The sequence below is a fragment of the Cryobacterium sp. SO2 genome (assembly GCF_026151165.2).
Lineage (GTDB): Bacteria > Actinomycetota > Actinomycetes > Actinomycetales > Microbacteriaceae > Cryobacterium.
This window is the reverse complement of the sequence record NZ_CP117849.1, coordinates 419,093-438,033: the sequence shown is the minus strand read 5'-3', so window position 1 is coordinate 438,033 and position 18,941 is coordinate 419,093. Positions and strand designations below refer to the sequence as shown.

The 18,941-nt window shown below is 69.1% G+C and carries 22 protein-coding genes; 6 read left to right on the top strand and 16 right to left on the bottom strand.

Annotated elements, in window-relative coordinates; all coding sequences use genetic code 11:
* Positions 1-59: 59 nt before the first annotated feature.
* The 14 genes from BJQ94_RS02095 to BJQ94_RS02030 form a co-directional block, all read right to left on the bottom strand.
* Entirely contained in the window at positions 60-1,175 is a 1,116-nt protein-coding gene (locus BJQ94_RS02095) for an LLM class flavin-dependent oxidoreductase (RefSeq protein ID WP_265400688.1), read from the bottom strand.
* Positions 1,172-1,804 (bottom strand): TenA family protein, encoded by a 633-nt coding sequence (locus BJQ94_RS02090; protein ID WP_265400687.1) that lies wholly within the window; start codon positions 1,802-1,804, stop codon positions 1,172-1,174. The genes BJQ94_RS02095 and BJQ94_RS02090 overlap by 4 nt, the downstream gene beginning before the upstream one ends.
* Positions 1,801-3,120, bottom strand: a complete 1,320-nt coding sequence (locus BJQ94_RS02085) for an amidohydrolase (RefSeq protein ID WP_265400686.1) — start codon at positions 3,118-3,120, stop codon at positions 1,801-1,803. Before BJQ94_RS02085 ends, BJQ94_RS02090 begins: the two co-directional genes overlap by 4 nt.
* 103 nt (positions 3,121-3,223) lie before the next feature.
* Positions 3,224-4,318: an LLM class flavin-dependent oxidoreductase gene (locus BJQ94_RS02080; RefSeq protein WP_265400685.1), complete on the bottom strand. Its 1,095-nt coding sequence runs from the start codon at positions 4,316-4,318 to the stop codon at positions 3,224-3,226.
* Between the two features lie 35 nt (positions 4,319-4,353).
* The gene (locus BJQ94_RS02075) at positions 4,354-4,740 is read right to left on the bottom strand and encodes a RidA family protein (protein ID WP_265400684.1); all 387 of its coding nucleotides are present in this window, start codon (positions 4,738-4,740) and stop codon (positions 4,354-4,356) included.
* Positions 4,741-4,860: 120 nt separating this feature from the next.
* Positions 4,861-5,268 carry a RidA family protein gene (locus BJQ94_RS02070; RefSeq protein ID WP_265400683.1) on the bottom strand — a complete coding sequence of 136 codons (408 nt, stop codon included), beginning with the start codon at positions 5,266-5,268 and terminating at the stop codon, positions 4,861-4,863.
* A gap of 31 nt (positions 5,269-5,299) precedes the next feature.
* Positions 5,300-6,013, bottom strand: coding sequence for a GntR family transcriptional regulator (locus BJQ94_RS02065; RefSeq protein WP_265400682.1), 714 nt, complete (start codon positions 6,011-6,013; stop codon positions 5,300-5,302).
* Positions 6,014-6,046: 33 nt separating this feature from the next.
* Complete coding sequence (locus BJQ94_RS02060; RefSeq protein ID WP_265400681.1) at positions 6,047-7,048, bottom strand: alpha/beta hydrolase; 1,002 nt, start codon at positions 7,046-7,048, stop codon at positions 6,047-6,049.
* Positions 7,035-7,403 carry a cupin domain-containing protein gene (locus tag BJQ94_RS02055; protein WP_265400680.1) on the bottom strand — a complete coding sequence of 123 codons (369 nt, stop codon included), beginning with the start codon at positions 7,401-7,403 and terminating at the stop codon, positions 7,035-7,037. The genes BJQ94_RS02060 and BJQ94_RS02055 overlap by 14 nt, the downstream gene beginning before the upstream one ends.
* A 19-nt stretch (positions 7,404-7,422) precedes the next feature.
* A complete protein-coding gene (locus BJQ94_RS02050; RefSeq protein WP_265400679.1) occupies positions 7,423-8,232 on the bottom strand; it encodes an ABC transporter ATP-binding protein in 810 nt (269 codons plus the stop codon).
* Positions 8,225-9,076, bottom strand: coding sequence for an ABC transporter permease (locus BJQ94_RS02045; protein ID WP_265400678.1), 852 nt, complete (start codon positions 9,074-9,076; stop codon positions 8,225-8,227). The genes BJQ94_RS02050 and BJQ94_RS02045 overlap by 8 nt, the downstream gene beginning before the upstream one ends.
* A 70-nt stretch (positions 9,077-9,146) precedes the next feature.
* On the bottom strand, positions 9,147-10,181 hold the full coding sequence (locus tag BJQ94_RS02040) for an ABC transporter substrate-binding protein (RefSeq protein ID WP_265400677.1): 1,035 nt from the start codon (positions 10,179-10,181) through the stop codon (positions 9,147-9,149).
* Between the two features lie 511 nt (positions 10,182-10,692).
* On the bottom strand, positions 10,693-11,055 hold the full coding sequence (locus tag BJQ94_RS02035; RefSeq protein WP_265400676.1) for a GNAT family N-acetyltransferase: 363 nt from the start codon (positions 11,053-11,055) through the stop codon (positions 10,693-10,695).
* A gap of 67 nt (positions 11,056-11,122) precedes the next feature.
* On the bottom strand, positions 11,123-11,632 hold the full coding sequence (locus tag BJQ94_RS02030; RefSeq protein ID WP_265400675.1) for a MarR family transcriptional regulator: 510 nt from the start codon (positions 11,630-11,632) through the stop codon (positions 11,123-11,125).
* 114 nt (positions 11,633-11,746) lie between these two features.
* Between BJQ94_RS02030 and BJQ94_RS02025 the strand changes: the two genes are divergently transcribed.
* The 4 genes from BJQ94_RS02025 (at position 11,747) to BJQ94_RS02010 (ending at position 14,899) form a co-directional block, all read left to right on the top strand.
* Positions 11,747-12,178: an organic hydroperoxide resistance protein gene (locus tag BJQ94_RS02025; protein ID WP_265400674.1), complete on the top strand. Its 432-nt coding sequence runs from the start codon at positions 11,747-11,749 to the stop codon at positions 12,176-12,178.
* A gap of 122 nt (positions 12,179-12,300) precedes the next feature.
* Positions 12,301-12,921 carry a TetR/AcrR family transcriptional regulator gene (locus tag BJQ94_RS02020; RefSeq protein ID WP_265400673.1) on the top strand — a complete coding sequence of 207 codons (621 nt, stop codon included), beginning with the start codon at positions 12,301-12,303 and terminating at the stop codon, positions 12,919-12,921.
* Between the two features lie 131 nt (positions 12,922-13,052).
* Positions 13,053-14,468, top strand: coding sequence for an NtaA/DmoA family FMN-dependent monooxygenase (locus BJQ94_RS02015; protein ID WP_265400672.1), 1,416 nt, complete (start codon positions 13,053-13,055; stop codon positions 14,466-14,468).
* Positions 14,469-14,569: 101 nt separating this feature from the next.
* On the top strand, positions 14,570-14,899 hold the full coding sequence (locus BJQ94_RS02010; RefSeq protein ID WP_265400671.1) for a hypothetical protein: 330 nt from the start codon (positions 14,570-14,572) through the stop codon (positions 14,897-14,899).
* Between the two features lie 27 nt (positions 14,900-14,926).
* Here BJQ94_RS02010 and BJQ94_RS02005 read toward each other — a convergent pair whose 3' ends face one another.
* Positions 14,927-15,754, bottom strand: a complete 828-nt coding sequence (locus BJQ94_RS02005) for an ABC transporter ATP-binding protein (protein WP_265400670.1) — start codon at positions 15,752-15,754, stop codon at positions 14,927-14,929.
* 7 nt (positions 15,755-15,761) lie between these two features.
* The gene (locus BJQ94_RS02000; RefSeq protein WP_265400669.1) at positions 15,762-16,784 is read right to left on the bottom strand and encodes an ABC transporter substrate-binding protein; all 1,023 of its coding nucleotides are present in this window, start codon (positions 16,782-16,784) and stop codon (positions 15,762-15,764) included.
* A 30-nt stretch (positions 16,785-16,814) separates the two neighbouring features.
* On the opposite strand from BJQ94_RS02000, the gene BJQ94_RS01995 reads away from it, so the two are divergent.
* Positions 16,815-17,864, top strand: coding sequence for an iron ABC transporter permease (locus BJQ94_RS01995; RefSeq protein WP_265400736.1), 1,050 nt, complete (start codon positions 16,815-16,817; stop codon positions 17,862-17,864).
* On the top strand, positions 17,861-18,937 hold the full coding sequence (locus tag BJQ94_RS01990; RefSeq protein WP_265400668.1) for an iron chelate uptake ABC transporter family permease subunit: 1,077 nt from the start codon (positions 17,861-17,863) through the stop codon (positions 18,935-18,937). The genes BJQ94_RS01995 and BJQ94_RS01990 overlap by 4 nt, the downstream gene beginning before the upstream one ends.
* The last annotated feature ends 4 nt before the right edge of the window (positions 18,938-18,941 follow it).

The following is an 18,941-nucleotide window of genomic DNA, read 5'->3' as shown; positions in this document are numbered from 1 at the left end:
GATTTCGCTGCACACAGTACCCCGCGTCAGAGACCCTGGCCGGCATTCCCCGGTCACCCTCAGGCAGGCACTCCGCTCGCGGCGAGGGTGCTCACGCCGAACTCCGCGAGCAGCGGCGCCACCTGCTCGCCGATCACGCGCAGGTCGTCGATGAACTCGGGCACGATGATGGTGACGCCGTCCAGCTGCGCCTCCCGCACCGCGTAGGCCAGCCGGCGGGCGATGGTCTCCGGCGAGCCGACAAGGGCCGATTTGCCCACCGCCACGGCGTCTGTCCTGGCCTGCACGAAGTTCTTCGCCGAGGTGTTCTCCTTCGCGGTGTCCGCGCCGTACTCCCTGGCCTGGTTCTCCAGGGCGATCAGGTCGACACCGGCGTTGTAGTCGTCCACCCTGGCCTGGGCGTCGGCATCCGTCAGACCGGGCACCAGGGTGAACAGGCCGTAGGTCTTGAAGTCGGGCTTGTTCGACTCCCGGGCGATCTCCTTCGCCCGCCGGCCCAGGGCGATGTGGCGGTCGTCGTCGCCGCCCTGCAGCAGACTGCCGGCGCAGTGGTCGATGGTGAACTTGAAGCCGCGGTCGGAGCCACCGGCGCAGATCACCGGCGGCAGGGCGGCCGGCTTCGGGCTGGAGACGCAGTCGGTGAGGGTGAAGAACTCCCCCTCGAAGTCGACCCGCTCCTCGGTCCAGAGCCGGCGCGCGACCGTGATCCATTCCTCGGCGAGCGCGTAGCGTCCGGCGTGGTCGAGATCGCGCCAGAGCCCGAACTGGCCCTGGTCGGACGGGTTGGACCCGGCGACGATGTTGAGCCCGAACCGGCCGTTGGAGATCTGGTCGATCACCGCGCCCATCTTGGCCACAACGGCCGGGTGGAAGACCATGGTGTGCACCGTCGCCCAGACCTTGATGCGGCTGGTGGCCTCGGCCAGTCCGGCCATCGTCGAGATGGACTCCAGGGTGGTGTCCCAGTGCGCGCTCGGTCCGCCGTAGCCGCGCCACTTGGCCATGCTCAGGGCGAAGTCGAAGCCGAGTTCCTCGGCGAGCACGGTGACGTCGCGGTTGTAGTCGTACGTCGCGGGAAGCTGCGGGCTCGTGGTCGAGGTGATCCAGCCGCCACTGCCGACCGGGAGAAACACTCCCAGTTCCACGGATCGCGCGGGTTCGGTGGAGATCTTCATAGCGGTGTTCCTTGCGATTGGGGGAGCTGGTTCCAGAAGGCGTCCTCGTGGTCGAGGGCGCCGTCCATGATCTGGGTGGCCCGGTCCAGGCTCACGTCGAGCCGGTCGACCAGGGCGAGGTGTCGGTCGATGACGTGCTGGTACTCGCCGCTGGTGTACGCGGCGAGCCAGCCGGCGTACCGGCCGACGCCGGTGGGCTCGAGCAGGGCGATGGCCACGCCGTAGCCGGCCACGCAGGGCAGCATGGCGATGAGGGCCTCGCCCAGGTTGTCGGACATCCGCGACAGGAAGCCCATGTACGCGCGCGTCTCCGGGGAGGCGATCACGTCGCCGAAGTCGCAGTCGAAGCCGTCGCCGAGGGCGCGGTGGTTCTCCAGTTCAACGGCGACGATCCCGTGCGCGAGCGCGATGAAGTGCTCGACGTCGGCATCGGAGGCGAGGGAGGCCAGCCGGGCGTAGAGGCGGGCGTAGTGCCGCAGGTAGAGGAAGTCCTGCTCCAGGTAGTTCCGGAAGACCTCGACGGGCAGCGTGCCGGCCTCGAGCTGGGTGAGGAACGGCATCCGGCACCACGCGGCGAAGCGCGGCTCGGCGTAGGCCATCAGGGTCGCCGACAGCGTGGGCGTGGTCATCGCCGCACCACCACGATCTTGTCCTTGACCCGGCGGAACGCCTTCTGCGCCTCGTCGAGCACCATCTGCTCGTTCACCCGGGTGAGCTCGCGCCCGCGCATCACGATCTCGCCGTTGACGATGGTGGTGTCCACGGCGCTGCCGTTGGCCGCGAAGACCAGGTGGCTGTAGAGGTGCTCGGGGTCGTCGCGGAGCATGGGGGTGAACATGGCGTTGTTCGTGTCGATCAGGATGATGTCAGCCGTGTAGCCGACCGTGAGCTGACCGGTGTTGTGGCCGAGGGCGGCGGCGCCGTTCCTGGTCGCCATCCGCACCACCTGCTGGGCGGGCATCAGGCTGGAATCCGCCCGCACGGCCCGGTGCATCAGCGACGCGAACTTCATCACCTCGAACATGTCGGCGCTGTTATTGCACTCCGCCGCGTCGTGCCCGAGGCCGATGTTGAGGCCGGCCGCGAGCATCTCCGGCACCCGGGCCACGCCGTTGCCGAGCTTCGCGTTCGAGCTGGGGTTGTGCGAGATGTGGGTGCCGGTCTCCTTCATCAGGGCGATCTCGCGGTCGTTGAGCCAGACGCAGTGCGCGGCGATGGTGTCCGGTCCGAGCAGCCCGGTCTCGTAGGCCAGCTCGGTGGGGCGCATGCCGAAGCGCGCGATGCTGTTGTCCACCTCGGTCTGCGACTCGTTGAGGTGCACGTGGATGCCGATGTCCAGGTCGTTCGCCAGGCTCCGGGCGTCGCGGAGCAGCTCGGGCGAGGCCAGCGGCAGCCACTCGATGCCGATGCGCACCTCGATGAGTCCGCCGGCCCTGCCGTGGTTGTTCGCATGGGCGGCGGCGTTGTCGGCGAGCGTGTCGAGATTGTGCTCGTCGAGCGCGACGTCGTTGGCCAGCACCGCGCGGATGCCGATCTCCTCGGCGGCCTTGGCCAGGGAGTCGAGCTTGCGGTACATGTCGTTGACGGTGGTGACACCGTTCTTAAGCGACTCCGTGTAGCTGAGCATCGCGGCCCAGTACGCGGCCTCGTCGTCGAGCGCCCGGATGATGGGGTACCAGCACTCGTCGAGGTACTCCCAGAGCGGGAGGTGGTCGTTATAACCCTTGCCGAGGGCCGTGTGATAGTGCAGGTCGATGAGCCCGGGCATCACGATCTTGCCGGCGGCGTCGATCACGGTGTCGCCGGCCAGCGGGGCGATCGGCTCGATGCCGGCCGTGACGGAGACGATGGTGGCGCCGTCGACGACGACGGTGCCCACCTCGTAGTAGCTGTTCGCGTCGTCCAGGGTGAGGACCATGCCCCCGCGGATGATCAGGCGTGCCACGGGGTCACCGCCTGGGCGCGTTCCGGGGCGGACGGGGAGGTGAGTGGTGAATCGCGAAGTGCTCCCGTACTCCGCAATTCACCACCGTTCTGGGGGCGGGGCATCAGAGGGATGCTCCGGTCGGGGCGGCCTGGGCGAAGCCGTTCTTGGCCAGCAGCGGCAGGATCTCGGTGCCGAGCACGCTGAGGTCGTCGGCGAAGTCGGGCATGATGAACACGGCTCCGTCGAGGTCGGCGTGCTCGATCATGTCGGCGAGCTGTTCGCTGATGGATTCGACCGAGCCGGCGACGGTTCCGGTGCTGATCGCCGTGGCGTTGGCCCAGTCCTCGTTGTCGTGGCTCTTGGACGTCGCATCAGTGGGCTTGCCGCCCCACTCCGCGGCCATGTTGGCCAGTGCCTGCACGTCGCGACCGGCGTTGAAGTGGTCGATCCGGCGCTGCGCATCCGCGTCGGTGTCGCCGGGGATGACCATGAAGACGCAGTAGGTCTTGAGCTTGTCGCCGTTCTCCTGCGAGATCCGGCGGGAGCGCTGCCCGATTTCGATGACCGACTCCCGCGAGGTGCCCTCGAAGAGCACACCGTCGAGGTTCTTCGCCACGAAGGCCAGGCCGGTGTCCGAGGTCGCGGCGCAGATCATCTGCGGCATGCCCTGCAGCGGCTTGGGGTCTGACTGACAGTCGGTGAGGGTGAAGTACTCACCCTGGTAGTCCACCGAGGTCTCGGTCCAGAGCGCTCGTACGATCTCGACCCACTCGGTGGCGCGGCGGTACTTCTCGATGTTGTTCAGCTCGAGGCCGAGCCCCATCTGCGACTCCGACGCCCGGTTGCCACCGGCGACGATGTTCAGTCCCGTGCGGCCGCCGCTGATCTGGTCGGCCGTGGCGATCATCTTGGCCGCTATGGCCGGGTGCAGCAGCGAGGTGTTCACGGTCGACCAGACGCCGATCGAGTCGGTGGCGCCGGCCAGGCCGGCGGCCGTCGTGATCGACTCGAGGTTCACATCGAAGTGCTTGCTCGTTCCGCCGTAACCGCGCCAGACGGCCTGGGAGAGGGTGAAGTCGAAGCCCAGGGACTCGGAGAGTTTGGTGGCGGCCAGGTTCGACGCGTAGCTCGCGTCGATCAGCGGGGCGTTGGCCGAGGGGATCCAACCGCCGCTGCCGACGGGGAGAAAGACGCCGTATTCGATGGGTTTGGGCATGGGAAATCCTTATCGCTGGGGTGGGGAGAAGACGGTCAGAGCACGGCGACGGCGTCGATTTCGACGACCGAGCCGGGCAGCGCGAGCCCGGCGACAACGACCAGGGCGCTCGCGGGCGGGGTGAGGCCGGCGAACCGGGCCTGGCGGGCCGCGACGATCGCCTGCACGAAGGCGACATCCGTGGTGTACGCGGTCACCCTGACCACATCGGCCAGGCTGGCGCCCGCCGCGGCAAGGATGCTTTCGATCTGGAACCAGATGCGCTCCAGCTGCACGTCGATGTCGTCTGGACCGACGATCTCCCCGGCCGGGGACAGCGCGAGCTGGCCGGCGACGTAGATCGTCTCACCGCTCGCCCGCACCGCGGGCGAGAAGGACGGGTGGGTGTAGAGCCCCTCGGGGATGACCGCTGTGCCGCTCACAAAGTTCCTCACTGCCGAACGCGGATTGAATATATTCGAATATATATGTTGGCAAGCGTGAGTCGGCGACTCCGGTGTAAACATCCGCGAACGTCCATGTGACCGGGATGTTTCGGCGGGCTATGCGTTGATGTTCACCGGATCGGGGAGCATCACGACGACCTCGATTTCGACGAGGAGGTCGGGATCGGCCAGCCCGGCCACGACCAGGAAGGTGCTCGCGGGGAACTGCCCGGGCTCGAACTGGCGCGCCTTGGCCTCGCCGATGGCCTGCATGAAACGGGCATCCGTGGCGTAGGTGGTGAGTTTGACCACGTCGGTGATGGCGGCGCCGAGGTCGGCGAGCACGGCGTGGATGTTCGACCAGGTCTTCTCCACCTGCACGGCGATGTCGCCCTTGCCGACGACGGATCCGTCGAGGTCCCAGGCGACCTGTCCGGTGACGAACACCGGGGTGCCGCTCTTCACCAGGGCGTGGCTGTAGCCGGACACCTGACGCACGGCGGTGGGGTTGATGGCGATACTCATGGGGCGTTCTCCTTATTCGGGGCCGACGGGGTCAGACGTCGGCGTTCTCCTGCTGCGCGGAACGGATCATGGCTTCGACCGCGTCCCAGGTGGGGGTCTGGTGGGCCATGGTGGCCAGGATCATCGCGTCGGCGTCCCGGCGCCTGAGGGCGTCGAGGATGCCGCGGTGCTCTTCGATGCCCTCGTGCAGCCGGTTCGGCGCCGCGGTGCCGAGCGCGGTGCGGAGCACCTGGTTGGTGGCCACCCGGAGTGAGTCGAGCATGGCCTGCACCCGCGGGGCGCGGGCGGCCTGGCTGATGATCTCGTGGAACTCGGCGTTCAGCAGGACGTAGTCCTTGGGATGCTTCTCCATCTTGGCCTGGAGCGCCTCCATGATGGCGATCTCCTGATCGGAGATCCGCTCGGTCGCCAGGCGCACGCAGACCGGCCAGAGCGCGTCGAGCAGCAGGCGGATCTCGATGAACTCGGCCAGGTCGATCGAACGCACGATGGCGCCGCGGTGGGCGTCCATGCGGATCAACCCCTCGGCCGCGAGGTCGCGAAGTGCCTCCCGCACCGGGGTCACGCTTACCCCGAGGGAGGTGGCGATGTCGGACTGCCGGAGCCGGAAGCTCGGCGGCAGGATCCCCTCGATGACGGAGGTGCGGAGCGCCTCCCGCACCCGCTCGTGCACGGTCTTGCCGAGCATGACGTCCGGCGAGGGAATCTGTTCGAGAATCGTGGAATCCCGCATACCGACCGACATGTTCGACCTTTCGATTGTGTAAAAAATATCTTTTTACCGTAGTCCATAGGATTCGCCAAGGTCAGAGGCGACAAGGCGCTCAGCCACCCCCGCGGCGGCCTGCCGGAGCGCGTGCTGGCCGCTCTCGATTCCGGGGAAGGCCGGAAAGGCGTGCATCACCCCGTCGACCAGGTGCATGTCGGTGTCCACGCCGGCCAGGGCGAGCCGGTCGGCGTAGTCGACGGCTTCGTCGCGCAGCGGGTCCGCGCCGGCGATGATCAGCGTGGCCGGTGGGAGTCCGGCGAGGTCGCGCAGGGCGCCCGGCGCGGCATCCGGATCCCGGCGCGCGGAGTGGTCGGGCAGGTACAGGTCCCAGAACCAGCGCATGTCCGCGGCGGTCAAGAGCAGGCCCTCGGCGTTGGCGGCGTAGGACTCGCGGCTGAAGTCGGCGTCGAGCACCGGGCAGATCAGCAGCTGCTGCACGACGGCCGGTGCCAGGCCGTCCCTGGAGCGGCGGGCCAGGGCCGCGGCAAGCGCGGCGCCGGCGCTGAGGCCGGCCACCCCGATCCCGCCGGAGAACTCCTCGTCGCTGCCGGGGGCACCCTGGGCGACCCAGTCCAGCACCTCGGCGGCATCCTCGAGCGCCGCGGGAAACGGATGCTCGGGGGCCAGCCTGTAGTCGACGCTGACGATCCGCACGCCGGCGCTCCGGCAGAGTTCGCGGCAGACGCCGTCGTTGATCTGGAGCCCGCCGAGGGCCCATCCCCCGCCGTGCAGGTAGACGAGGGTGCCGTGCGCCGGCGTCGCCGTCGGCGTGTACAGCCGCACGCGCAGGGTGGCGGAGCCCGGCAGCACGAGGTCCCGGGAGACGACAGCGAAGGCGTGGATGTCCACGACCGGCTCCACGGCCAGCGACCGGGCCTCGGCGATGGTGCCCAGGTGCCGCACCGGGGCACCGACCCCGGCCAGGTTGACCGCGGCCATGATGCCGGCGGCGTCGGGGTCGGTGAGCCGGGGGTCGAGCGTTCCCGGTGTGGGCGGGCTACCGGGTGACATCGTCGCCCAGCGTGACGGTCGTCGACAACAGCACCGCGATGTGCGACAGCGAGTGACCGTCCGGGGCGCCGTGCCAGTGTTCCTCGCCGGCCGGCACGATCACGACGTCGCCCACGGCCACCGGGTGTTCGGCCGACCGGTCCGCGACGATTCCGGCGCCCGCCGTGATGATGAGGATCTGTTCGCGCTCGTGCCGGTGCCAGACCGTGTGCGACCCCGGGGTGAAGGTCACCTCGGTGAGCAGCGCGGTCTCCACGTCGTCCGGGCCGACGATCGGGCAGGTGAGCACGGTTCCCCGGAAGATCGGGGCGCCAGAGGGCAGGAACTCCCGTGCCCCGGTGCGTACCGTCACCATCCGCCGGCCTGCCCCGTGGTCATACGGCGGCGCCGGTCGGCATCTGCTGGGCCATGGCCTTGCGGGATTCCTCATGCAGCGTCTCGATCAGCAGCTTCTCGTACTCGGCGAATTCCGGCGAGGTGATCATGGCCATCTCGCGCGGCCGCGGCAGCTCGATCTTCACGTCCAGGCGCACCGTGGTGGGCCGGGCGCTGAGCACGATCACGCGGTCGGCGAGGTACACGGCCTCGCGGATGTCGTGGGTGATCATCACCGCGGTCCAGGAGTTCTCGCTCCAGACGCCCTGCAGCCAGGACTGCATCTCGAGGCGGGTGAGTGAATCGAGGGCGCCGAACGGTTCGTCCAGCAGCAGCACATCCCGGTTCTGCACCACGGTGCGCAGCAGGGCGGCGCGTTGACGCATCCCGCCGGAGAGTTCGAACGGGTGCGAGTTCTCGAATCCGGCGAGCCCGAAGGTGCCGAAGAGTTCGGCCGCCTTGGCCCTGGCCGCCTTCTTGCGCATGCCGCGCACCTCGAGTCCCAGCGCCGTGTTCTCCAGGATGGTGCGCCACGGGAAGAGCAGGTCTTTCTGCGGCATGTAGGCGAAGTGCTCGCTCTCGCCGGTGACGACCTCGCCGCCGACCAGCACCTCGCCGGCCGAGGGCTTTTCCAGCCCGGCCATGATGTTGAACATGGTGCTCTTGCCGCATCCGCTGGGCCCGATCACCGCGACGAATTCGCCGGGCTGGGCCGAGAAGGAGATGTCGTCGACGACGTGGCGGGTCTTGCCCTGCCCGATCGTGAAGGTCTTGGACAGGTTGCGGAGTTCGATGCGGGGCTCAACCACGACGACTCCTCCTTTCTTTGGAGTGCCAAGGGATGACCAGGCGCTCGACGGCGAAGGTGAGCAGGAACAGGCTGATGCTCACGACGGCGGTGACGACGACGGCCGCCAGCACCAGGTCGGTCCTGAACGAGTTCTTCATCATCGACATGTAGATGCCCAGACCGTTGACCGCGCCCACGTACTCGGCAAAGATCGCCCCGGTCACGGCGTAGGTGATGCCGATGCGCAGCGCTGTGAAGAATGCCGGCAGTGCAGAGGGCAGACGCACGAAGGTGAACTGTTTCCAGCGGCTGGCGCCCATGCTGCGCAGCAGGTTGGTGGCCTCGCGGTCGGTGGAGTTGAAGCCGTCGATGAGGCCGACAGCAACGGGGAAGAAGGTGACGAGCGCGATGACCAGGACCTTGGGGAGCAGACCGAAGCCGAACCAGATGATCAGCAGCGGGGCCAGGGCGATCACCGGGATGGTCTGGGAGGCCACGAGCAGCGGAAGCAGCGCGCGGCGCAGGAGCGGCGAGAAGTCGATGATGATCGCGAGGATCCAGCCCACCGCGAGGGACACCGCGAAGCCGACGGCGGTTTCCTGCAGGGTCGGCACGGTGTTGAGCCAGATCACGTCACGCGCGAGCCAGCCCTGTTCGAGCACCCGCAGGGGGCTCGGCAGCACCGTCGGTTTGGTGTCGGCGACGGTCACGGCGACCTGCCAGATGGTCAGCAGAAGAAGCACGATCACGAGGGGCGGCAACGCGGCGGCGAAGCCACGCCGTGAGCTGTCGCCGAATTGGGCGGCTCGTGGTGAAATCGCGCGTTCACGGTCGCGTGCCAGCGTGGATGCGGCAGCAGTCATCTCTTCACTCCTTGCAGATCGGGACCCGGCGAGGGAAGGGCGGAGCCGAGCCGGCTCCGCCCTTCCGGTGTTACTCGGTGGTCGAGAGGTATTCGTTGGTGAACATGGTCGAGGTGTCGGGCGCTTCGGTCAGCGCCGCGCCATCCTCGTCGACGAGCAGGTCGGACTCGAACAGGTAGTCGGCGAAGGCCTGCCACTGTTCGGCCGTCTGGGTGCCGACGACTCCGTCCGCGTCGGTGAGGTAGTTCGCGCTGAGCTCCTCCTGGCTGGCGAAGACGAGTTCCTCGTCCTCGAACGCGCCGGGGTTCTGGTCGATGAGGATCTGCGCCGCCTCGTCGGGGTTGTCCGCGGCGTACTGGTAGCCCTTCTGGAGAGCGCCGACGAAGGCCGTCGCCGCCTCGGGGTTCGCGGCGAGCCAGTCCTTGTTGGCGTCGACGATCACGCTGTAGATGTCCGGCACGCCGTAGTCCTGCAGGTGGAAGAACTTCATCGGGGTGCCCTTGAGCTCCGCGTCGATGCCTTCCCAGGTCTCGAAGGCGCCCACGAAGTCGACCTGGCCGGCGTAGAGCGCCTCATAGGCCGAGGTGCCCAGGGTCACCGAGGTGAAGTCGCCGGTGCCGCCGTCGTTGACGATGGCATCCGTGGCCTCCTTGATGTAGGTCTCGGAGCTGCCGGCGTTGCCGAAGATCTTGCCGTCGAGGTCCTTCGGCGAGGTGATGTCGGTGGCGCTCTCCAGCACACCGATCGAAACCGGATTGTGCTGCAGGATCGCGAACACCGAGGTGTTTTCCACCCCGGTCGCCGCGGCGAAGGTGGCGGTGTCCTGGAAGGACACACCGAAGTCGGCCGCGCCGGAGTTGATCAGGGTGTCGGTTGAGCTGTCGCTGTAGGGCAGGACCGTCACGTTCAGTCCGGCGTCTTCGAAGTAGCCTTCTGCGATCGCGACGTAGAGGCCGGTGTGGTTGGTGTTCGGGGTCCAGTCGAGCGCGAAGTTGACATCCGTCACGGCGCTGTCCGTGTCGGCTGTGCTTGAGGTGGCACATCCCGTCAACACCACAAGGCTGGCGAGCCCGACTGCGCCGGCGGCGCTGAGTCGTCGATTCATGGGTGAATCCTTTCGTTGTGTCTTGGTACTGAAGTGGTGCGCAGGTCGCGCCGTCGTACTGGGAGCTTTCCGGGTACGCCGAACTCGGGGGTGAGAGGGCCGTCGTTCCGGGAAAGTTGCGGGGTTCTGCGGCTCGGCCGGGCGCCGTGAAGCGGCAGGGTCGACGGGCCGGGCAGACCTGGACGGATGCGGACGGGCACGGTGTCACCTCACTTCGATTTGCGAGCGTGCGGGAACACCCTCGCGCCAGCGTTGCCTTACAGAAGTGGGAGACTTTGTCGTAAATGTTGCGGTGTTGGCTGTGACAGCGCTGTCACCGAACGGGTCGTGCATAGCCGCATCCGGATGCCGGATATCGAGGCTCAGGGTCTCCGAGCCTCCTCGCGATCTAATAAAATATATGTTCGTCGATGCAAATTACGATCGAATGTCGTCTCGATTAAGTGATTGTTTCGCCGTCACCCTCCGGCTTTCCGGCGCACACTGGCCGACTGAAGTGGGCCGTGTCGGCTCAGAGCAGGTGCGCCGCGCGCAGATCCGCCTTCAGCCGCGGCGTCACCGGGTCGGCCAGATCGTCGTAATCGCGGTGTCCGCGCAGGTACGCGGCCGTGAACGGGCAGATGGCCACGACCCGCAGCTGCCGGGCCCGCACGTCGTCGAGGGCCGCGGACACGAGTGTCGACGCCAGCCCCTTGCCCGATTGGTTCATGTCGATCTCGGTGTGCACGAACACCCGCCGGGAGCCGTGGTCGACATAGGTCGTGTAGCCCACCCGCGCGCCATCGAGGAGCAGCACGTAGCGGTGCTCGTCCTCGACGAGTTCCACGGTGCGCTGTTCGCCGTTCTCGCCGCCGCTGGTTGATGGGATGCTCATTCCCCCAGTCTGCCCACCGCGCCGGAGCGCGCAAGCCCCGGCATCCGTCGCCGCGTTGCTGCTTGCGTTACTCGGCGGCAGTCTTGCGCCGGCCGCGCCGGAACGTTGAGCGCTTGGGCTGCTCCTTGAGCTGGCGACGCACGTCGTCGAGGATCTCGGTGACGGTCATCAGGTCGGCGTGGCTGAGCCGGTCGAAGAGCATCTCCCGCACCAGGTCGACGTAGCCGGGGATGCCCGCCCGCAGCACGTCGAGGCCGGCCGGCGTGACGTGGGCGATCACCGACCTGTCGTCGTCGGGGGCGGGCGCGCGCAGCACGAGGGCCTTCCGCTCGAGCTGGCCCACCTGGTAGGTCAGCCCGCTGCGGGAGACCGTGAGGGCATCGGCGATGTCGGTCATCCGGAGGCCGTCGGCGCCGGCCTCGCCGATCCGCAGCAGGATCTCGAACTGCGCCAGGGTGAGTCCCACGGTGTCGCGCAGATTGCGGTCGGCCGCGTACTGCACGATGTTCGACGTCTCGAACAGGGCCGCCCAGGCACGCATCTCATCGGCCGAGATGGTCGGTTCGGGAGTTCCCATGGTCGGTCCTTCGTTTGCCGGGCGTATAGTTGTTTCGAATACGAAGCACTTTTCTCGGTGCTCGTCGTGAGCACTGAGTCCAGTGTCCTCCGCTCTACCCGAAAGAAGACAATCATGACCAACGCCATCTACACAGCATCCGCCACTTCCTGGGGCGGACGTACCGGCAAGGTCGTCACCAGCGACAACAAGCTCGATCTCGATCTGTCGATCCCCAAGGACATGGGCGGCGACGGCGGACCCGGCACCAACCCCGAGCAGCTCTTCGCCAGCGGCTGGGCGGCCTGCTTCCACAACGCCCTCAAGGCCACCGCGCGCCAGAACAAGATCGACGTCTCCGAGTCCGCCGTCACCCTCACGGTGAACCTGGTCGGCAGCATGGCCGCCGGACTCGACTTCGAGGTCACCATCGAGGCTCAGATCCCGGGCGCAGACCCGGCCACCGCCCAGGCCGCCATGGAGGCCGCGCACGCGGTCTGCCCGTACTCCCGCGCCACCCGCGGCAACATCGCCGTGAAGCTCCTCGTCGTCACCGACGAGGACTAACCCGCCGCCAACTGTTCCCCGTGCGGACATGCGCGCCCGGTACGCCGGGCGCACATGTCCGGTGCGGCAACAGTTGCGGCCCGGATTGGTGCCGGGGGCGCTGAGGGCCTAGCGTCGCAGTCATGACAGTGACTCCGGTCGGCAGCGCGAGCGCGGGTGGTGCCGCCGACCGCCGGGAGCGGCTGCTGGGCCGGGTGGTCGACTATGTGCTCGAGCACGGCATCGCCGATCTCACTCTGCGCCGGCTGGCCGACGCCGTGGGCTCGAACAACCGAATGCTGCTCTATTACTTCAGCAGCCGCGAGGAGATCATCGTCGCGGCGCTCACCGCCGCGGAGGCGCGCTTCCCCGGCATGCAGCAGTTCCTCGTGCACCTCGACGACGCGACCACACCGCTCGACGAGAGGCTCCGCGCCGCCTGGGCCACTATTGCCGACCCGGCCAATCTGCCCTTCCACCGGCTCTTCTTCCAGGTGTTCGGGCTCGCGGGCTTCGAACGCGATCGTTACGCCGACCTCCTGGGCACCATCGCCACCGAATGGGTCGACCACGTCTCCGCCGCCATCGTCGCCGCCGACGTACCGGCCCCGGACGCGCTGACCCTCGCCCACGAGCTCGTCGCCCTGTGGCGCGGGCTGCAGGCCACCCTGATCGGCCAGGGCGACACGGCCGCGGTGCACCGTGCAGCCACGGCCGGCACCTCGGCGCTGCTGGCGCGTATCCGCCTCGCTGCCGCGCACTGAGCCCAGCCGGCCGATTGTTCAGGCCCGCCTGATTGTTAAGAGTCTGTTTCGTGGCTGGACAGCGGTGTGAACCGTTTGGTTCAATCGGTGGAGCGGGTCACACGGATCCGGCGAGAGACGGGACCCCCACCATGAAGCAGATGCGCCTGGGCGTCTTCGAAGTCGCCGGCCCGCAGGTGGGCGGCACCCTCAGCTGGCCGCACCCGCGCAGCGACTCGCTGCGTTTCCACGAGCTCGACCACTGGATCCGCATCGCCCAGCTGCTGGACACGGCCGGATTCGACTTCCTGTTCTTCGCCGACGGCTACGGCTTCCCGGCCATCGACGGCGACCTGCCCGACCTCGCCGCGCGGAGCGGCATCAACTTCCCGGCGCTCGACCCGGCGCTGATCATCCCCACCCTGGCGCACCTCACCGAGCGACTCGGTTTCGTGGTCACCTCCTCCACCGGACTCGACCACCCTGTGCAGACCGCCCGCCGGTTCGCCACCCTCGACCACCTCACCGGCGGCCGGATCGGCTGGAACATCGTCACGGGCGCGTCGCAGGACACCGTCGCGAAGCTGTTCGGGCACGCCGAGATGACCCAGCACGACGCCCGCTACGACCAGGCCGACGAGTACGTCGACCTGGCCCTCACCCTCTGGGAGGGCTGCTGGGAGGACGACGCCCTGGTCGGCGACAAGACCAGCGGCGTCTTCGCCGACCCCGACAAGCTGCACCGCATCGAGTACGAGGGCAACCACTTCAGCTCTTCCGGCTACTTCACCGTCGACCCGTCACCGCAGCGCACCCCGGTGCTCTTCCAGGCAGGCACCTCCGCGCGCGGCCGGGCCTACGCCGCGCGCAACGCCGAGTGCGTGTTCGTGCAGGGCACCACGGTGGAGCAGACCCGGGCGAACGTGGCCGATATCCGCGCCCGTGCCGCCGAGAACGGCCGCGACCCGCAGGGCATCCGGGTGATGGTGGGCGTCACGATCACCGTCGCCGCGACCCACGACGAGGCGGTTGCGCTCCGCGCGGAGTTCGACGCCCTGCAATCCGACGAGGTCGTGGCCGTGCTCTACGCCGGCAACACCGGCATCGACCTGCTCGCGCTGAACCCCGACCTGCCGCTCACCCAGCTGCAGGACGGCGCCGGTCCGGCCGGCCAGATGGGCCAGAGCAACATCGACAGGTTCCTCGGAAAGGGCGGGCGGCCCGCCCCGACGGTGCGCGAGATCCTCGACCAGCTCCGCGGTCGCGGCACCCGCGGTTTCCAGGTGGTCGGCAGCCCCACCGAGGTTGCCGACCAGCTCGAACTGTTGATGGACGAGACCGACCTCGACGGCTTCCTGCTCGAGCCGATCTTCGACCCGGCCGACCTCGAGGACTTCGCGGCCCTCGTTGTGCCCGAACTGCGCCGCAGGGGCCGGATGCCCGCCGCGCCGACCACCGGCACCCTGCGCGAGCAGCTCGGCGGCACCGGCGACCCGCACCTGGCCGTCGACCACCCGGGCGCCGCGTTCCGGGTGGCCCCGGCCGGGCACGTACAGCGAGCGCGGTAGCCCGATGTCGTCCGTCCGTGGGATTCGCCGGCCCCGGAAATCGGCGAGTCTGTAATCCTCGGCAGCGCCACCCCGGCACGCCGCCCAGGAGGGACTACGTCATGACCACCGCACTCCAGGCACCCGTCCGGCCGTCCGACACCGTCGACGGCCGACTGAGCTGGGCCTCACCGGCAGACGGGCTCTGGGTGGCGTCGCGCTCCGGTGACTTCGCCGGGTTCGTCGAATTGCGAAACGGTCGCTTCGAGGTGACCGACGGGCTCGGCGCCCGGCGGCCGGGCTGCGGCACCCTGCACGAGGCCAGGGCGGCACTTGCCGAGCCCCGCCGGACCGGGCCGGCCGGAACGCCGGTGCGCTCGCACCTCACATCCGGTCTGGTCGGCGCGGCGCTCAGCCTGGCCACGATCGCACTCGGGTTCCTCAGGTTCTGACCATCATCCCGGCACCCGGGCGGCGCCTCAGGCCAGGGGCACGCGACTGCGATCGAGGGGCAGGGTCAAGGGGGTCCCGGTCACCGGGTCGGGCATCACCAAGCAGTCCAGCCCGAAGACGCGCTTGACCAGCTCGGCCGTCACCAGCTCGGCCGGCGCTCCCTCGCCCACGATGACGCCGTCGGCCATGGCGATGATGTGCGTGGCGAACCGGCAGGCCTGATTGAGGTCGTGCAGCACGGCCACGATGGTGATGCCGTCCACTTCGTTGAGGTCACGGCAGAGCTCGAGCACCTCCATCTGATGGGCAATGTCGAGAAACGTCGTCGGCTCATCCAACAGCAGGATCGACGTCTCCTGGGCCAGCGCCATCGCCAGGCTCACACGCTGGCGCTGCCCGCCGGAGAGTTCGTCGACGCTCCGGTGCGCCAGCTCGGTCACGCCGGTGCGCTCCATCACCGCACGCACCACGTCCTCGTCCCGCGGCGACCACTGGTGCAGCAGCCCCTGGTGCGGAAACCGGCCGCGGGAGACGAGTTCGGCGACCGTGATGCCGTCCGGGGCGACGGAGGTCTGGGGCAGCAGACCGATCCGCCGCGCGACCTCCTTGGTGGGGTACTGGTCGATCGCCCGGCCGTCCAGCACGATCCGGCCGGCCGACGGCGCCAGCAGGCGCGACAGGGCGCGCAACAGGGTCGACTTGCCGCAGGCGTTCGGTCCCACGATCACCGTGAACGACCCGGCCGGGATCCGCACGTCGAGATGCTCGGAGACGGGCGCGCGCTGCGGGTAGCCCAGGCGGGCGCCCTCGGCGGCCAGGCGGTATCCGCCGGCAGCCGGTTCCGTCGAGGTCACCGTGTCCTCAGCCCAGCGTGCTCTCAAGGGTGGCCAGGATGCCGCGCGCGGCGGTGGGACCGACATTGAGGAAGAACATGTCGTCGTCAACCGGCACAGCGGTCTTCCCCGCGACGGCGGTCAGGGTCGGCCACAGCGGCGCATCCGTCAGCACCGACTCGTCGCCGCCCTGCACCGCGTAGAACAACCAGTCGCCGTCGGCGAGGTCGAGCTGTTCGGCGCTGATGTCGAGCGAGGTGTCCTCGAACTCCTGCGACTCCGGCCGGGCCAGACCGGCGTCTTCGGCGACGGAGCCGCTGAACGAGGCCACCCCGAATACCCGGGTGCGGTCACCCGCCGAGCGCAGCAGCGACACCGTCGGGTCGCCGGTCACGCCGGCACCGAACTCCGCGGCATCGGCCTGGAAATCCGCGAGCCAGGCCGTCGCCTGGTCCACCCGGCCGACGGCATCGGCGAGGAGCAGGAAGTCCTGCTTCCAGTACAGCCCGGTGCCCTGCATGGCGACCGTGGGGGCGATGGCGCTCAGGCCGGAGTACAGCAAGTCGGCGTCCTTGCCCGCGATGTTCATCAGGATGAGGTCGGGGTCGAGCGTGGCGATGGTCTCCAGGTCCGGTGCGGTGCGGTTGCCCACCTCGGTGACGGCGGCGAGCGCCGCGGCATCGTCGGGGAACGCGTCGAACAGGTAGTCCGGCACCGCGGCGGCGCCCTCACCCGCGGTGGATCCGATGGGGACGACCCCGAGGGTGAGGAGCGCGTCGGCCTGACCGGTGGAGATCACGACGATCCGCTGCGGTGCAGCCGGCACCGTCGTCTCCCCCTCGAAGTGCACGACGGTGCGCGGGAACACACCGTCGGCCAGCCCGCTGCCCTTGCCTTCCGGCATGGTGCGCGGGGTGACGAAGTCGGTGGTGTCGGCAGAGTCGGCGGCGACGTTCGCGGAACTCGGCGCGGCGGTGGCGGCGCATCCGCTGAGGAGAACGGCGCTGGCCAGGAGGACGGGGAGGACGCGGCGACGGGGCACGGTGATCATTTTGTTTAGCTTAGGCTTACCTAAGTGAACATGACAATTCGGCTCGCCCGCCGCGAACGTGGCTCGCGGGCCGTTCGTCCGTTGGTCTGGGCCGGGGCGATCCTGCTGTTGGGGGTGCTCTGCCTGCTCAGCCTGGCCATCGGGTCGCGTGACATCGCCCCGAGGGATGTCGTTACGGCGCTCCTGCATCCCGCAGGCACCAGCACCGGCGCCGCGGATGCCACCTCGATCATCGTGTGGCAACTGCGGGTGCCCCGCACCATCCTCGCCATCCTCGTCGGCGCGGCCCTGGCTGTGGCCGGCGTGGTCATGCAGGCGCTCACCCGTAACCCGCTCGCGGAGCCGGGGCTTCTCGGCGTCAACTCCGGTGCGGCCCTCAGCGTGGTCGTCGCGATCTCAGTGTTCGGCCTCACCCGCTTCGACCAGTACGTCTGGTTCGCGTTCGCCGGCTCGGCCGCGGCGGCCGTGGCCGTGTACCTGCTCGGCGCCAACGGTGTCGGCCGTGTCGCGCACACCCAGCTGCTCCTGGCCGGGGTGGCCCTGTCGGCCAGTCTTGGCGCCGTCACCGGGTTGATCACCCTCTTCGACAGCACCACCTTCGACTCGTACCGGGTCTGGACCGTCGGCTCCCTGGCCGGCCGCGACCCGGGCACCGTCATGATGCTGTGGCCTGCGTTGGCCGTGGGTATCGGGCTCGCGCTGGTGCTGGGTCCGCAGCTGAACGCGTTCGCCCTCGGCGATGACACCGGACGGGCACTCGGCCTGCGGGTCACACTGGTGCGCGCGGCGGGCTTCGTCTGCGTCACCCTGCTCTGCGGCGCCGCCACCGCCGCGGCCGGCCCGATCGCGTTCGTGGGCCTGGTGGTGCCCCACGCCGTGCGGATGCTGCTCGGCAGCGACCAGCGCCGGGTGCTCGCCGCCTCGCTGGTGGCCGGGCCGCTGCTCGTGCTGGCCAGCGACATCCTCGGCCGGGTGCTGGCCCGTCCGGGCGAGGTGGAGGCCGGCATCGTCACGGCCTTCCTCGGCGCCCCGGTGCTGTTGTGGCTGGTGTTGCGAGGCCGTGGGGCAGGCACCCGGTGAGGCGTGGAGCGGCACCGCAGCGGGCGCTGGAATCGGTGCGACTGCACGACATCCCCCTGATCCTGCGGCTCCCAGGCGGCCTGAGCCTGCGGTTGCACCGCCGCAGTCTGCTCGTCTCGATCGGGCTCGCCGTAGCTATGGTTCTCACCGCGGCGCTGGCCATCGGCACCGGCGCCTACCCGATTGCACCGGACCGGCTGGTCCTGGCCGTGACCGGTTGGGGCGACGCCACCGATGTCTTCATCGTCCTGGGACAGCGTGTGCCGCGCGCCCTCGCCGCGCTGGCCACCGGTGCCACGCTGGGCCTGTCCGGCTGCGTGTTCCAGAGCCTGTCGCGCAACCCGCTCGGCAGCCCGGACATCATCGGGTTCACCTCCGGGGCTGCCTCCGGCGGTCTGGTCGTGATCCTCGTCGCCGGCACCTCCTCCGCAGCTTCGATAGCCGCCGGCACCATCGTCGGCGGGTTGGCCACTGCCCTCGTGGTGTACCTGCTCAGCGGGCGCGGCGGCGCGGCGGGCGAGCGGCTGGTGCTGGTGGGCATCTCGATCGGCGCGATGCTCGCCGCGGTCAACGACTATCTGCTCACCCGCGCCGACCTGGCGTCGGCCGAGGCTGCGCGCGCGTGGCAATTCGGTTCCCTGAACGCCATCTCCTGGGCACAGGCCTGGCCCCTGCTCGGCGCGGTGGTCGTTCTGGTTCCGCTCACCTTGGCCGCGGCCTACGGCATCCGGGCGCTCGAACTGGGCGACGACTCGGCCACGGCGCTCGGGGTAACCACGACCCGTACCCGCCTGGTGCTACTGGTGCTCGGCGTCGCGCTCGCGGCCACCGCCGTGGCGGCTGCGGGACCGATCGGCTTTCTCGCCCTCGCCGCACCGCAGCTGGCGCGCCGGCTCGCCCGGTCGCCGGGGGCTGCGGTCCTGGCCTCGATGTTGATGGGAGCCGTTCTGCTCGGGGTCGGCGATCTCCTCGCCCAACGACTGCTGTCCCCATTCCAGATCCCGGTCGGCCTGGTCACCGCAGCTCTTGGCGGCCTGTACCTGATGTGGCTGCTGCGGCACCGCTCCAGCTAGACCC

Coding starts and splice junctions, on each gene's coding strand:
- BJQ94_RS02095 (WP_265400688.1), bottom strand. CDS start 1,175: ATGAAGATCTCCACCGAACCCGCGCGATCCGTGGAACTGGGAGTGTTT.
- BJQ94_RS02090 (WP_265400687.1), bottom strand. CDS start 1,804: ATGACCACGCCCACGCTGTCGGCGACCCTGATGGCCTACGCCGAGCCG.
- BJQ94_RS02080 (WP_265400685.1), bottom strand. CDS start 4,318: ATGCCCAAACCCATCGAATACGGCGTCTTTCTCCCCGTCGGCAGCGGC.
- BJQ94_RS02070 (WP_265400683.1), bottom strand. CDS start 5,268: ATGAGTATCGCCATCAACCCCACCGCCGTGCGTCAGGTGTCCGGCTAC.
- BJQ94_RS02065 (WP_265400682.1), bottom strand. CDS start 6,013: ATGTCGGTCGGTATGCGGGATTCCACGATTCTCGAACAGATTCCCTCG.
- BJQ94_RS02060 (WP_265400681.1), bottom strand. CDS start 7,048: ATGTCACCCGGTAGCCCGCCCACACCGGGAACGCTCGACCCCCGGCTC.
- BJQ94_RS02055 (WP_265400680.1), bottom strand. CDS start 7,403: ATGGTGACGGTACGCACCGGGGCACGGGAGTTCCTGCCCTCTGGCGCC.
- BJQ94_RS02045 (WP_265400678.1), bottom strand. CDS start 9,076: ATGACTGCTGCCGCATCCACGCTGGCACGCGACCGTGAACGCGCGATT.
- BJQ94_RS02040 (WP_265400677.1), bottom strand. CDS start 10,181: ATGAATCGACGACTCAGCGCCGCCGGCGCAGTCGGGCTCGCCAGCCTT.
- BJQ94_RS02035 (WP_265400676.1), bottom strand. CDS start 11,055: ATGAGCATCCCATCAACCAGCGGCGGCGAGAACGGCGAACAGCGCACC.
- BJQ94_RS02030 (WP_265400675.1), bottom strand. CDS start 11,632: ATGGGAACTCCCGAACCGACCATCTCGGCCGATGAGATGCGTGCCTGG.
- BJQ94_RS02025 (WP_265400674.1), top strand. CDS start 11,747: ATGACCAACGCCATCTACACAGCATCCGCCACTTCCTGGGGCGGACGT.
- BJQ94_RS02020 (WP_265400673.1), top strand. CDS start 12,301: ATGACAGTGACTCCGGTCGGCAGCGCGAGCGCGGGTGGTGCCGCCGAC.
- BJQ94_RS02015 (WP_265400672.1), top strand. CDS start 13,053: ATGAAGCAGATGCGCCTGGGCGTCTTCGAAGTCGCCGGCCCGCAGGTG.
- BJQ94_RS02010 (WP_265400671.1), top strand. CDS start 14,570: ATGACCACCGCACTCCAGGCACCCGTCCGGCCGTCCGACACCGTCGAC.
- BJQ94_RS02000 (WP_265400669.1), bottom strand. CDS start 16,784: ATGATCACCGTGCCCCGTCGCCGCGTCCTCCCCGTCCTCCTGGCCAGC.
- BJQ94_RS01995 (WP_265400736.1), top strand. CDS start 16,815: ATGACAATTCGGCTCGCCCGCCGCGAACGTGGCTCGCGGGCCGTTCGT.